General features: G+C 57.6%; 11 protein-coding genes. 9 read left to right on the plus strand and 2 right to left on the minus strand.

What is annotated here, in order from left to right:
* Positions 1 to 9 precede the first annotated feature (9 nt).
* Positions 10 to 1,170 carry an N-acetylglucosamine-6-phosphate deacetylase gene (locus JMJ16_RS09395; RefSeq protein WP_201380624.1) on the plus strand — a complete coding sequence of 387 codons (1,161 nt, stop codon included), beginning with the start codon at positions 10 to 12 and terminating at the stop codon, positions 1,168 to 1,170.
* A gap of 51 nt (positions 1,171 to 1,221) precedes the next feature.
* Positions 1,222 to 2,598 (plus strand): hypothetical protein, encoded by a 1,377-nt coding sequence (locus JMJ16_RS09400; protein WP_201380626.1) that lies wholly within the window; start codon positions 1,222 to 1,224, stop codon positions 2,596 to 2,598.
* A 113-nt stretch (positions 2,599 to 2,711) separates the two neighbouring features.
* On the opposite strand, the gene JMJ16_RS09405 is transcribed toward JMJ16_RS09400, so the two are convergent.
* Positions 2,712 to 3,785, minus strand: a complete 1,074-nt coding sequence (locus JMJ16_RS09405) for a sialidase family protein (protein WP_201380628.1) — start codon at positions 3,783 to 3,785, stop codon at positions 2,712 to 2,714.
* A gap of 264 nt (positions 3,786 to 4,049) precedes the next feature.
* Between JMJ16_RS09405 and JMJ16_RS09410 the strand changes: the two genes are divergently transcribed.
* A complete protein-coding gene (locus JMJ16_RS09410; protein ID WP_201380630.1) occupies positions 4,050 to 4,400 on the plus strand; it encodes a hypothetical protein in 351 nt (116 codons plus the stop codon).
* Between the two features lie 893 nt (positions 4,401 to 5,293).
* Entirely contained in the window at positions 5,294 to 8,407 is a 3,114-nt protein-coding gene (locus JMJ16_RS09415) for a LuxR C-terminal-related transcriptional regulator (RefSeq protein WP_201380632.1), read from the plus strand.
* Between the two features lie 92 nt (positions 8,408 to 8,499).
* On the opposite strand, the gene JMJ16_RS09420 is transcribed toward JMJ16_RS09415, so the two are convergent.
* Positions 8,500 to 8,811 (minus strand): hypothetical protein, encoded by a 312-nt coding sequence (locus tag JMJ16_RS09420; protein WP_201380634.1) that lies wholly within the window; start codon positions 8,809 to 8,811, stop codon positions 8,500 to 8,502.
* Here JMJ16_RS09420 and JMJ16_RS09425 point away from each other — a divergent pair.
* The 5 genes from JMJ16_RS09425 to JMJ16_RS09445 are packed head-to-tail and all read left to right on the plus strand — an operon-like array spanning position 8,798 to position 12,298.
* Complete coding sequence (locus JMJ16_RS09425) at positions 8,798 to 9,691, plus strand: DUF1214 domain-containing protein (protein WP_201380636.1); 894 nt, start codon at positions 8,798 to 8,800, stop codon at positions 9,689 to 9,691. The two genes, JMJ16_RS09420 and JMJ16_RS09425, sit on opposite strands and share 14 nt — an antisense overlap.
* Complete coding sequence (locus JMJ16_RS09430) at positions 9,691 to 10,368, plus strand: DUF1254 domain-containing protein (protein ID WP_201380476.1); 678 nt, start codon at positions 9,691 to 9,693, stop codon at positions 10,366 to 10,368. The genes JMJ16_RS09425 and JMJ16_RS09430 overlap by 1 nt, the downstream gene beginning before the upstream one ends.
* 43 nt (positions 10,369 to 10,411) lie before the next feature.
* Positions 10,412 to 11,356, plus strand: a complete 945-nt coding sequence (locus JMJ16_RS09435; RefSeq protein WP_201380638.1) for an ABC transporter ATP-binding protein — start codon at positions 10,412 to 10,414, stop codon at positions 11,354 to 11,356.
* Between the two features lie 26 nt (positions 11,357 to 11,382).
* A complete protein-coding gene (locus JMJ16_RS09440; protein ID WP_201380640.1) occupies positions 11,383 to 12,147 on the plus strand; it encodes an ABC transporter permease subunit in 765 nt (254 codons plus the stop codon).
* 4 nt (positions 12,148 to 12,151) lie between these two features.
* Positions 12,152 to 12,298: a hypothetical protein gene (locus tag JMJ16_RS09445; protein ID WP_201380642.1), complete on the plus strand. Its 147-nt coding sequence runs from the start codon at positions 12,152 to 12,154 to the stop codon at positions 12,296 to 12,298.
* Positions 12,299 to 12,740 lie beyond the last annotated feature (442 nt).

Raw genomic sequence — 12,740 nt, forward strand, 5'->3', positions numbered from 1 at the left:
TGTACATCGATGTGGATTGAAGGGAGACTGGTCGAGAGCAATCAGATGGTGCGCTTGGAAGTAACAGATGGTATGATTGGCCGCATCGAATCGGCGAGTGCTGCCTCTTCCATTTGGATTGCGCCTGGCTGGCTCGATATCCAGGTGAATGGATACGCCGGACATGATGCAAATGCTCCTGACGTAACGTCAGAAGTTATCATAGCATTGACCCACTCACTCTGGCAGCACGGGGTGACTGCGTTTTGTCCTACTGTGATTACCGAATCGGAAGAAGCTATTTGCCATAGTCTGCATGCCATAGCAGCCGCTTGTGAGGCCGATTCGCGTGTGGCCCATTCCATTCCTTGCATTCATATTGAAGGTCCAGCCATCTCGCCGGAGGATGGGCCACGCGGCGCGCATCCCATAGAGCATGTGAGAGTGCCAAGTCTAGTTGAATATCATCGCTGGCAGATGGCGGCTAAAGGGCGCGTTGGTCTGATAACGCTCGCACCGGAGTATCCTCAGGCTTGCGAGTATATTCGCGCCTTGCACGCCGATAATGTCGTTGTTGCTATTGGGCATACGGCAGCCAACGCGGAGCAGATTCAGGCGGCTGTCAACGCTGGTGCGTGTCTTTCTACTCACCTGGGCAATGGCGCACATGCTCAGCTCAAACGTCACCCGAATTATATCTGGGAGCAGCTAGCCGAGGATCGCCTTGCCGCGAGCTTCATTTGTGATGGCCACCACCTTTCACCATCGGTTATGAAGGCAATGTTGCGTGCCAAAGGAACGGAGCGCGCGATCCTGGTGAGCGATGCGGTCGCTATTGCGGGGTTAACTCCCGGCATTTATGATACATCGGTGGGAGGCAGGGTAGAGCTATTGCCAGGTGGACGCCTCAATCTCTACGGTACGCCCCTCCTCGCTGGCTCGGTGAGTTCTCTACCGGAGTGTCTTGCGAATGTTCTACGCTATACTGATGTTACTCTGGCCGAGGCTGTGCGCATGGCGAGCACAAATCCAGCACGGCTGCTTGGCTTGGACGAAAGGGTGAAGCGGGGGACGGTGCGCAGTGGAAGATCAGCCGATTTGACGCTGTTCCGGTTCAATGCTGAGACGAAAGCAATCATCATTGAGGCTACCATCGTTCAAGGTGAGGTCGTCTACCAGCGCCATGAATAAATTATTTTGTGCGGTTTTTCTCTCTAAGATGGCAACGAAGCGGAGCGGACTATGTCTTATGCTGAATTTACTACCGGACGCGACCTCTTGATGGGCGTCGCGCGTGCGGTGATCACTCCTCCTGTGGGAAGCGAAATGTCAGGCTTCATCGCCAGAAGTTCTGGCATGTTGGGGGTGCATGATGATCTCTATGTGCGGGCGATGGCCTGGTCCAACGGCGATGATGCCTCACGTGCCATCTTGCTGACACTCGATGTTATTGGCCTCGATCTCTCGACTGTGGAAGCGATCCGGCAGCGCATTACTGCTCGCACCACCATACCTGGAATGCGGATCGAGATTACGGCTACACATACACATGGCGGTCCATCGGTGATGGATGGCCGCCTGGGAGGAAGGGTTGACCCCAGCTATCTGGATTTTCTGATTCAGACCTCCGCTGATACAGCCGTGACAGCTGTCAGTAAACAGCTTCCTGTCACGGCTCGCTTTACTGTTGGATATGAGCCAACGGTTGGGAAGAATCGCCGTATCCCGGACGGTATTATTGATCCAGCGGTTCCTGTATTGCGCTTTGATGGTCTGGATAGTCGCCCCTATGCCCTGCTGGTGAGTTATGCCTGTCATCCGGTAACGCTGGGAGCCGATAATTTCCTGGCGACGGCAGACTATCCTGGCTATACCGTGCGGGCACTTGAAGCTGTCTATGCGGACGCGCATGTGCAATTTGTGACCGGCTGTTGCGGTCAAATTAATACCGGTCACTCGGCACAGGATAGCGTCAAGGGGCATGGCTTGGAGCGGCGTACGTATGCTGAGTGTCAGCGCCTGGGCCGTTTGATTGCTGGCGCTGCTTTACAGGCGTCCGAACGCGGTGCTGCTCCGGGTGGAGCACCTCTTGCGATGCTCTCCCGCGCTCAGGGAAGCACAGCGGTGCAAGTTTTGCGGCGCGTCGTCGAGCTTCCTCTGCTCGAGCCTGAGTCCCCTGATGCGTTGCGTCAATTCGCTGTGCGCTGCCATGAGGAAGTGGCACGACTCCAGCGTAACGGCGTATCGACTGGTGATGTGCTATTGCTGCGCGGATGGGCGGCCTGGGCCGAGAAGATGAGCATCGATCCTCATCCTGCTCATAGCATTACCGCTGAGATCATCGTCCTTGCTCTAGGCGAGATGTGTATAGTGATGTTACCAGGAGAACCATTTGTGGAGCTTGGTCTCACGATCAAAGCGCGGGCCGGGAAAGAAACTCTTATGGTGATAGGGTACGCCAATGGCAGTCCTGGATATATTCCCGATAGATCTGCCTATGAGACAGGCGGCTACGAAGTGAGGGAGGCATACCGCTTCTATAACTATCCCGCCGGTTTCGCTCCTGAAGCCGGTGAAGTGCTTGTGCAGGGAGCGCTCGCTCTTCTTGCTCAACTTTAATGACAAAAAAGGGGATGAATCTATTATGAGGGAACCGCTTCACGCTAATGGGAAGCGGTCCCTATGTGGCTGCTTTGTGGACTGAGCAAGCGCAGCCGTTATGTCTCAGTTGCTTACTTTACGCGACCCAACCTCATCGTAAGTGCTCCGTTTAAGCCCACGACGACGCCAATCTCTTTTGGATTATTGCCGACCTGGTAAATGGCGGGCCAGGTGCAGCATCCAGTATTCCAGGCCGGTTGATCGTTTTTGTACCACGTCGCTCCATTGTCATCACTGATCGAGACCTGGTTGGAGCCAGCCGAGGTGAGAACAACACGACCGCCTGGCAGGACGGTCACATAGGGGCCATTGTATTGATCTGGAATTTTTGTACCCAGGTCATTTGACCACGTCACGCCATCGCTCGAAGTTTTGTAATGAGCATTACAATTATCAGTCGCGCAGAGTTCGAAGACGAGAATGTATCGCCCGTTAGCCATTCTCGCCATTACAGGCATACCAGGTCGTGCCGCTCCGGGTTGGGCTGCTGCAAATATCTCCGGTCCCCACGTTGCCCCTCCATCACAGGAGACACGCTCCGAGACAACCTGGTTGTAAGATGGATTGTCGTCAGCATGCTTCTCACTAGAGTAAAAACCAGCGACACAGCCATTGGGTAATACATATAGGAATGGCTCCCACAGGCCACGGTTGAAGCGCCCGGCAGAATTTGGATTGGTATCTAACTGGCTCAACAGTATCCAGGTATGGCCTCCATCAGTGCTCTTGAAAACTGGAAGGCCGAACCAATTAAGATCTGTCGTGCGGCTACGTGTTGCCATCAAGATTGTGCCGTCGGGTAGTTGCGCCATTTCCGATTGCTCTTGTATATAACCATCGGGCGAAGGTATGGAGGAAATAATGTGGTAGTGCTCTGCTGTCTTATCAACAGTAGCTACTTTGATTACGAAAGGGCCGCTGCTTGGATACTCTGTGTAGGTAATCAGGTTTTCACCGTGTTTATTCCAAGGGAGCATACGCCCCCAGGCTGGATTGCGTGTATTGCTGATCGTCACGGTAGTAGACCAGTTGATAGGGCCACTACTGGAAGATGCATAGGCCGCAGGTGGAGCAACCAATAAGCTGACAACAAGGCTCATAAACAAAATCACGGGTAGCTTCCATCGTGAAATGAGCATCTTCATCTAGTATTTCTCCTCCTTGATATGAATACTGAAACAACATGCGTTTAAAGCAAATATAAAGCGAGCCTTTAGTTAGGTTCAACGTTGAACCTAACTAAAGGTAACATTATTCTTTATAATTTGTCAAGAAATTGCTGTGTCCCAACAGGGCTTTTCAATTCTAAATGGGCGTATTGCTAAGTATAGCCATTGCATCAGACTTACAAAGATTGTAATCTGAAGAAAGGCATTGTCACGAGAGATTTTGACGAAGGAGCAATTCTTGTGAGTAGTGAGGCGCTGTCGCTGCCACCAGTGCTAGCTCCCAAACTTCACCTGCCGCGTTTGCGTCCATCGATTGTGCAACGCGAAGCGCTTCAGGCACGCCTGGACGCCGCCTCTGAACGCAGGCTGACCGTTGTCTCTGCGCCCGCGGGGTATGGAAAGACAACGCTGGTGAGTGCATGGGCGACTCATTGTAATGCGTGCCAGGCATTGCCGGTTGTGGCCTGGATCGCACTCGATGATGGTGATAACGACCCCATTCGTTTCTGGCGCTACTTCATTACCGCCTGCCAGGAACTCTACCCAGGTGTGGGGCGAGCCACCCTGGCGTGCCCTGGCAAAAGCGTATGAGATGGGAGACCAGGGAGTACCCAGGGAGCGGAGTGTGCAAAAAGACGCCGCAACGAGGTCAGTGTTCATCCTATTTTGTTGTTCCCAACAGATTGCGGCCTCGCTCATGCGGCGACCCAGAGCGCGTGCAGCAGAGAGGACAGTTCCATTGGGAGACACGTTGGGTGCCTCCCAGCGATGTGTTCTCGCCATTGCGCCTATCTAGCCACCGATTATAGAACACGAATTTGGCCCCAAACTCATCGCATGTGGTAGACCTTTCGGCAAATAGCAGACTTTTAGTATATACATTGGTAGGCTTTTGTGAAAATTTGAGTGTGAGACCCACAAGAGCCGAGAGCACGAACTCTTTCATGCCTTGATCAGCTTTAAAGCTGCTGAGATTGATTGTTTCGCAGATGGTAGACTTTACCTCTCACTAATTGGTAGGCTTTTCAGTGGAAGGTAGACTTTACCTCTTTCCAATTGGTAGACCTTTAGCGAAAGGTAGGCTCTTCTGTAAGATACCTCTCTGTACGATCAGCGTGTTCTGGTTGAATACAGAGAGACGAGTGGGAGGTGACCATCGGGAAAATAGCTCTTCTCTCATAGGAACAAGAGCACGCAAAACGATGGCTGATCAGGGACTCACGGTATGTTGGCTTTCTTCTGCGCACCAAGAATGCAACACGAAGGACGAAGAGTGAACATGAGGAGGTGTTTATCGAGCAGACGAGGTGACGCCTCGTTCACCCGTTTCCACAGGATGACCAGATCTCGATGTTACCTTGCACGTGATGACACTTTGTTCCATGTGGGCCTTGAGGTTTCGTCCCTACCCTGCTATACTTGGCGTTAGGGAACTGTTCGGAGTATCCCTAACATCTCCCACCTTTCTCGCGGAGTGCTGTTTCATGAAGAAGATATCACCAACCGCCGGAGCGGTTCGTAACGGCTGTCTGGTGTACGAGCAGCAAGGTCAGAACGTCGTGGTGCTGGTTGATACTCCTTCCTGGTACGCCTGGCTGGAAACAGCAACCACTTTCACCTTTACCTGCGAGGAGGGAACCTTTACGGCGCACAAGGCGCGGGCTGGCAATCGGCGGGGGGGGTGGTACTGGCGAGCCTATCGGCGCAAGCGCGGACGACTCTCGCGCTGTTACCTGGGCGTCTCCACCACTCTCACGTTCGCGAAACTGCGGGAGGCGGCCCGCCGCTTAGCGGGAGAGGCTGAGGACACGCCACCTCTTGTGCCTGTTCCCATCTCACCTCAAGGGCGAACGCCGATGGTGATCCTGCAAAGCACCATCGCTCCCCCGCGCCTGCCAGTGCAGCATGTGGCGCGCCCCTGCCTGCTCGCACTCCTGGAGCAGGGTCTGCGAGGGCCAGTGACGCTCGTCTCGGCTCCTGCTGGCTCTGGCAAAACCACGCTCCTGGCCGAATGGGCTGCCACGGCTACGAAGCCGGTGGCCTGGCTTTCCTGCGAGGAGGCAGAGAACGACCCGGCGCGTTTCCTTTCCTCACTCATCGCTGCTCTGGCGCGTGTCGATGCGCGCCTGGACATCGCGGCTCAGACTGAGCGCCCCTGGCATCCCTCCGAGCATGAACGGGTCCTGACCCGCCTCCTCAACGAGCTGGAGCGCGTGCTCCAGCATGACACCGTCTTGATCCTGGATGACGTCCACGCTCTCACGACCGAGGCGAGTCAGGCCCTCCTGTTGTTTCTGTTGAACCATCTCCCCTCACGCCTGCATCTGCTGATCGGCACACGGGTGGATCCACCGAGACTTGCGCGCTTGCGAGCGCGTCAGCAGATCGCTGAACTGCGCAGCCAAGAGTTGGGGTTTACGCCAGCCGAAGTCGAGGCGTTTGCGCAGGCCATGGAACTCCCGCTCGGCCCCGAGGCGATCCGTCTGCTGGAAGAGCGGACCGAGGGCTGGATTGCCGGCATCCAATTGCTGTTGCTGGTCCTGCGCGGGCACGCCGATGGAGCAGGAGTGCTCTGGGCGACGGGTGTGACCCCTCGCTTTCTCCTGGATTATGTGTGGGAAGAAATCTTGCTCCAGCAATCACCTGAGATGCAGCGTTTTTTGCTCCAAACAAGCGTGCTGGAGCGGCTCAGCGGGCCGCTCTGCGAGAGCGTGACCGAAAAGCCTGATGGACAGCTGAAGCTGGAGAGCCTGCTGCAGGCGAATCTCTTCGTGAGTGCGCTCGATGCCACCGACACCTGGTATCGCTACCATCCGCTCTTTGTCGAAACGCTGCGCACACAGCTACAGAAGCAGGAGCCAGCGCTTGTGCCAGAGCTGTATCGTCGAGCCAGTCGCTGGTATGAGCAGCACGGATGGGCAGAGGAGGCCTGTGAGTATGCGTATCGAGCTTCCGACCTGCCTCACGCAGCACGCTTGCTGGCGGAGTTGGTGCCGTCCTTGGTGGAGCAAGGCAAGCTCGTGCGTCTTGGCCACTGGCTGGATTGGCTCCCGCAGGAGATCATTGCGGCTTCGGTGCCCCTCTCTCTCGCCTGGATCTGGACCCAACCCCTGCGCACGTCGCAGCCACATGACCCGGAGAGGGTCATCGAGCACCTCACGGCGCTGCTCAAGACGCATGAACAGGACGATCCCGAGGCGCAGGCAGATCTGCAACGGGAGTTGACGCTGCAGCAGGCAACGCAGGCGCTAGCCCGAGGGGATATTCCGCAGGCGCTTTCCCACGCTGCGGAGATGACGCGTTCGCTCACGGGACCCGAGACGGCCTGGAGTCGGTTCACCCTCTGGCGCCAGCGCGTGCTCCTTGGGGCTGCTTATCACGTCAGTGGGGATCTCCTGGCCTCAGAGCAGACCTTGCGGCAAGCCTTGCCTGAGGGCTCACCCAGCCCCAATTTCGTGGTCATTGCCAGTCTCGATGAGCTGTACGAGGAGCTGGGGCGATTACGCGAACTGGGACGGCTCTATGAGGACTTGTTCCGCGCGCTCGCCTGGCACCACCATCTCCCGTCCCTGGCTCTCGCCATGGCGCATCAGCGCTATGGAATCCTGTTGTATGAGTGGAATCGCCTGCAAGAAGCGGAGTCCGAGGCGACGCAATCCCTCGAACTGGTTCCACACCTGGATCTTGCTCGTCCCAGCCCCTGGCTGGCACTGCTCGGACTCGGAGTCCTGGCGCGTGTGGCCCTGGCGCAAGGCAACATGAAGCGGGCTAGGCAGCTCCTGGAGAGCGAAGCGTTTGACGTGGCGCGGTTTCCAGTTCCCCAGGGGAGCAAAGACGTGTTGATCCTGATTCCGGTCCGCCTTGCCCTGCGTTGCGGGCAGCTTGATCCTGCCTTGCAGTGGGCCTCGACCTGCGGGTTACACTCTGACGATCCGCTCACGAGCCCCCTGGGGAAGGGTCGCTACGCGGGCTATGTCACATTGGCGCGGGTTTTGATCGCACGTGGACGAGGCCACCCGAATGCCCTGGCTCTCTCTCAAGCACAGATTCTGTTGGACCATCTGCTGGAGATCGTAGTTGGGACAGGCGCTCATGGTCGGCTCATCGAGGTGCAAATGCTGCTCGCGCTGGCGCTGTACGCCCAGGGCAAGACAAAGCAGGCCCTTTCCACGCTGGGGCCCATCCTCGCTCAGGCCGAACCAGAAGGCTATCTGCGCCTGTTTGCCGATGAAGGCGAGGTGATGGGGCACCTGCTCGCGCTGATGGTCCCCTTTACCACCGCCTCGCCTGACTACCTTCAGCGCATCCAGGCGGCGATCGTGCCCGTCTGGCAGACCCAGCCCGATGCCGCGACGCAACCAGTACCACGCTCGACGCTCTATGAGCCGCTGAGTGCACGGGAGTGGGACGTCTTGCAACTGGTGACCGAGGGCCTCTCCAACCAGCAGATCGCCGAGCACCTGGTACTCAGCCTGTATACTGTCAAACTCCATGTCAAGCATCTCCTGGCGAAACTGGGCGCCACGAATCGCACCCAGGCCGTGGCCCGGGCACGTGCCTTGCACATCCTCCCTCCCTCCCTCCTGAGGAGGACATGATCCCCACGAAATACCTCTTTCGAGGGAAGACAACCTAGCTTTTTTGCGTTAGATTCTGCAATAGAAAGAACATTAACAATATGTTATATCTCCTATTGTAGAATGCAATAGGAGAAGAGGAAAGGAACGTGTATGCACGAACATGGGACGGTGCGCCGGGGAGGCGCTGCGTTCATCTGGAAATGGGGAGTGATCTGTGGGGCCGTGCTGGGCGCGATCCAGATCATCATCTCGCTGCTCTCCCCTGGATCGCTCAAGACAATCATTGACGTTCTGGTGTGGCTGGTCGCGTTTTTCGTGATCGGCCTGTTCGCCACTCGCCAGACCGGCAGGGTTACAACCGGCGCGCTGGTCGGACTGGTCGCGGGTCTGATCGGCGGCCTGATCGCGGTGATCTTTGCCATTGTGCAAATCGCGACCAATGGGCAGGTCACGCAGGCCCTCAATCAAGCCGGGCAGCGTGGTGGGAGTCTCTCGCCAGGTGTATTACACACGATCGTCATCGTTCTCATCGCTCTCAGCCTGATCGTGACCCTCGCCTTAGAGCTCGGTCTGGGAGTGGGCCTCGGCGCTCTGGGAGGTCTGGTCGGACGGCGCCTTGTCAGGCCAGCCACGTCCACCCCCGTTGCCGATCCGGGATGGACCCCACCGTCCCCTCCCTTGCCTCGTTCACCGGCCAGACATCGAGCCTGGGCTGCCCTTCTGAACCTCGCGTTCGCGGTGCTGGGGATTCTCGCGGGAGCAGTGCTGGCCATTCTCACGGCCGGTCTTCTCATTAACGCCCAGGCCAATGCCATGCAAACGACGACCAATGGCTGGAATATCAGCTTGCAATGTGGCAAGGCCAGCAATGGCATCCTTCTGCAAGCCGCCTGCGCCCAGACCCTCCCCATGGTCAACCTGCCGCAAGAGGCGGTGTACTGGACGGCGACGGTGGATGGGGCGGATCAGACGCTCACTGGAGGGCATGACTACCTCCTGCACTTCCCACCGGGAGGGCTACCGCCCAACCAGGCCTTCTGGTCGCTGACCATGACCAACACGCAGGGCCAGATGGTGGCCAATCCGAGCAACCGCTACAGCGTCGGTGACCGGTCGGGCCTGGTGCCCAACACCGACGGCTCCATTGACATCTACATCCAGCAGGCCGCCCCGGCGGGGCACGAAGCAAACTGGCTTCCGGCCCCCGGCGGGTACTTCAAGCTCTGGCTCCGGGTCTATCAGCCCGGTGCGGCTATCCTCAGTGGCGCGTACCACGTGCCGCCTATCGTGGAGGTGCACTAATGGCGCACATGGAAAACCAGGAACCGAACAATCAGGAGAGCGCGGCTGCGTCCAGCTTCTCGCAGACCTCGCAGACTCGGACGAGAAGCTGGTGGAAGGTTCCCCTGCTCACCTTCGCCGTGACCGTCCTGGTTGTGTGGGGAGTCGGCGCCTTCGCTTACCCCTACCTCTATACGCGTCTCATCTACAACGGGTTGGAGAACGCGGTCGTCCAGCACGGCATAAGCCCAGGCAGTTCCTCTGGCATTCCCATCAATACGCTCTATACGATGCCCACCCTTGCTTCCCCCTCGCAGTCCAACGCCCTGGGGAGTACCGGGAACCACGACACGCTCTACACTGGGGGCTGGCTCGATCTGAGCACAGGGCCGGAAGTGTTGCACGTACCGGACATGGCTGGCCGCTATTACAGCATCCAGTTGACGGATCCGTGGGGAACGGACTTCGCCTATGTGGGCCGGCGCACCACCGGGACGCAGGCTGGCGACTATCTCATTAGCGAACCCGGCTGGCAGGGAAAGGTGCCGGTTGGGATGAAGCGGATCGTCTCGCCGAACAATACGGTGTTGCTGATCGGACGCACGCTCGTGGAAAGTGACAGCGACCTGGCCACGGCCTATGGACTGGCGAAGCAGATCCAGCTCACACCGCTAAGCCAGTGGCAACCCGGCCAATAGCACCCCAGTGGCCTACCTTTTGGAAAGAGTGAAGGATGAACTGATGAACGCGATCGAAACCAACCACTTGACCCGTGCCTTCGGCAGCCTGGTGGCTGTGGACGACCTGACGCTTGCCATTCCAGAGGGAACCGTCTTTGGTTTCCTGGGACCGAATGGCGCGGGCAAAACGACAACCGTGCGCCTGCTCTCGGCATTGATTACTCCCAGTCGTGGGAGCGCTACGGTGGCGGGCTATCGCCTGGGCGAGCAAAATGAGGCCATTCGGCAATCCATTGGGATCCTCACCGAGACGCCAGGGTTGTATGACCGACTGAGCGCCTGGCAGAACTTGCTGTTCTTTGCAGAGTTGTATGACCTCACCGCCGAGCGAGCCGCCTCTCAGGTCGAACGCTACCTGCATCTGCTCGATCTCTGGGAGAGGCGCGACGACAAGGTCGGTGGCTTCTCGAAAGGCATGCGTCAGAAACTGGCGATTGCCCGCGCTTTGCTGCACGAACCAAAGATCATCTTCCTGGATGAGCCAACGTCTGGCCTCGATCCCGAAGCAGCGCGGGTGGTGCGCGACTTCATCAAAGAATTGCGGACGGAGGGACGGACCATCTTTCTCACCACGCATAATTTGCCAGAGGCCGATGAACTCTGCGATCAGATCGGGGTGTTTCGCTCGCGGCTCCTGCGCCTGGGCACGCCAGCAACGTTACGCGCAGGCATGTTTGGCATGGGGACGCAGGTGCGTGTCGTCGGTGATGCGACCCACTGGATAGAGACTGTTCGCGCCCTGTCCTTTGTCCATGATGCGCATGCCGAAGACGGCACCCTTTCCGTCCGTCTCGATCATCCTGATGATCAGAATCCTGCGCTGGTACAGGCACTCGTGAATGCAGGAGCCCAGATACGCGCGGTGGAACCAGTCTCCCATTCACTTGAGGAGGTGTACCTGGAACTGGTGGAGAATGAACGCCAGGCTGTGGCTGTCAGCCGCTAAACAATGAAGAAGGAGCAAAAACGAGTATGCACAAAGTCTTTGTGATCCTGCGGAAAGAGTTCAGCGAGATCGTCCAGCAACGGGCCCTCCTGTTCAGTATTCTCCTTCCGCCTTTGCTGTTCGCAGTGATCCCCCTCTTTTTCCTGCTACGGGGCGGCAATGGGTCAAATGCCAGTACGCTGCACGTTCCCTCCCTCGAGGGGTTGACGATTCACGAGTACACCCAGGGAGTGATAGGAACGACGTTCTCGAACGTGTATATTCTGCTGCCGATGATCGTTCCCAGCATCATTGCGGCATTTAGTATCATTGGAGAGAAGAACAACCACACGCTTGAGCCGGTGCTGGCGACGCCCGTGCGCAGGTGGCAACTGTTGACGGGCAAGATTCTGTCGGCGGTGTTGCCCGCGGTGATTGTTACCTGGATCAGTGGAGGTCTTTTCATCGCTGAATTAGCGATCTTCACTGATGCGAATGTCGTCTCCCATGTGGTTACAGCGGGCTGGCTCACGCTTTTCATCGCCTGCACTCCTCTCTTAGGGCTGATCGCGGTTGCCATCATGACGGCCATTTCGTCGCGGGTGAACGATACCCGCACGGCGCAGCAGCTTTCGATCTGGGGGGTCGTTCCGGTCCTGGGACTCATCCTGGGCGAGTTCTCAGGCCAGTTTGAGCTCACTGTACTCGTGGCGGTCATTGCCACCGGTATCCTGATCCCTCTCGCGATCCTCTTGACCTGGGGCGCTGCCCAACTGTTTCAGCGCGAAACCATTCTGACCCGCTGGAAGTAGGAGCGTGTTACAGGGGTCAGCATATCCAATCCTGCTATTAGATATGCTGACCCCTGGCTTGCTGGTTGCGTGGGCCAAACAGCAGGCGCTGATCTGCGGGGTATACCTTGGTATGCCTCGGCTCTGGCGATCTCCTGGCCAGTTGATGTGATGGAGCACAAGGCGGCCCGGAGTCTCCAACGTGCGGGGCCAGGAATGATGGAAATGAGAGAGGCAATGGCGATGTCACTGGTGGTGGCGTTGCCAGATCAACGTCAAGCGCGGAGATCAGCGAGACTTGAGCTTGTTCGGCAAGTGGAGCTTGGAGCAACGGCCTCAGAGGCACGGCGGCGCTGTCCTGTTCCGATGCATTGCACGACCGTGTACCGACTCCTGAAGCGAGTCGGGCAGGAAGGTGAGCAAGCATTCTCAGAGAGGCGCCACGGCCACCCGGTCAAACTGCGTGGAGAGATGCTCACCTGGCTTCTGGACTATTGCCAGAGCCACGCGTCTGTTTCCAGTTCGGAACTCCAGCACCTCACCGCCGAACGATTCAATCTCTCGGTGAGCGTCAGTCAACTCAACCGTGTCCGTGCCGCTCACGGCGTGCGTTG

Source organism: Ktedonobacter sp. SOSP1-52 (genome assembly GCF_016587395.1).

Coding starts and splice junctions, on each gene's coding strand:
- JMJ16_RS09395 (WP_201380624.1), top strand. CDS start 10: ATGTGGATTGAAGGGAGACTGGTCGAGAGCAATCAGATGGTGCGCTTG.
- JMJ16_RS09400 (WP_201380626.1), top strand. CDS start 1,222: ATGTCTTATGCTGAATTTACTACCGGACGCGACCTCTTGATGGGCGTC.
- JMJ16_RS09405 (WP_201380628.1), bottom strand. CDS start 3,785: ATGAAGATGCTCATTTCACGATGGAAGCTACCCGTGATTTTGTTTATG.
- JMJ16_RS09415 (WP_201380632.1), top strand. CDS start 5,294: ATGAAGAAGATATCACCAACCGCCGGAGCGGTTCGTAACGGCTGTCTG.
- JMJ16_RS09420 (WP_201380634.1), bottom strand. CDS start 8,811: ATGGCAAAGATCACCGCGATCAGGCCGCCGATCAGACCCGCGACCAGT.
- JMJ16_RS09430 (WP_201380476.1), top strand. CDS start 9,691: ATGGCGCACATGGAAAACCAGGAACCGAACAATCAGGAGAGCGCGGCT.
- JMJ16_RS09435 (WP_201380638.1), top strand. CDS start 10,412: ATGAACGCGATCGAAACCAACCACTTGACCCGTGCCTTCGGCAGCCTG.
- JMJ16_RS09440 (WP_201380640.1), top strand. CDS start 11,383: ATGCACAAAGTCTTTGTGATCCTGCGGAAAGAGTTCAGCGAGATCGTC.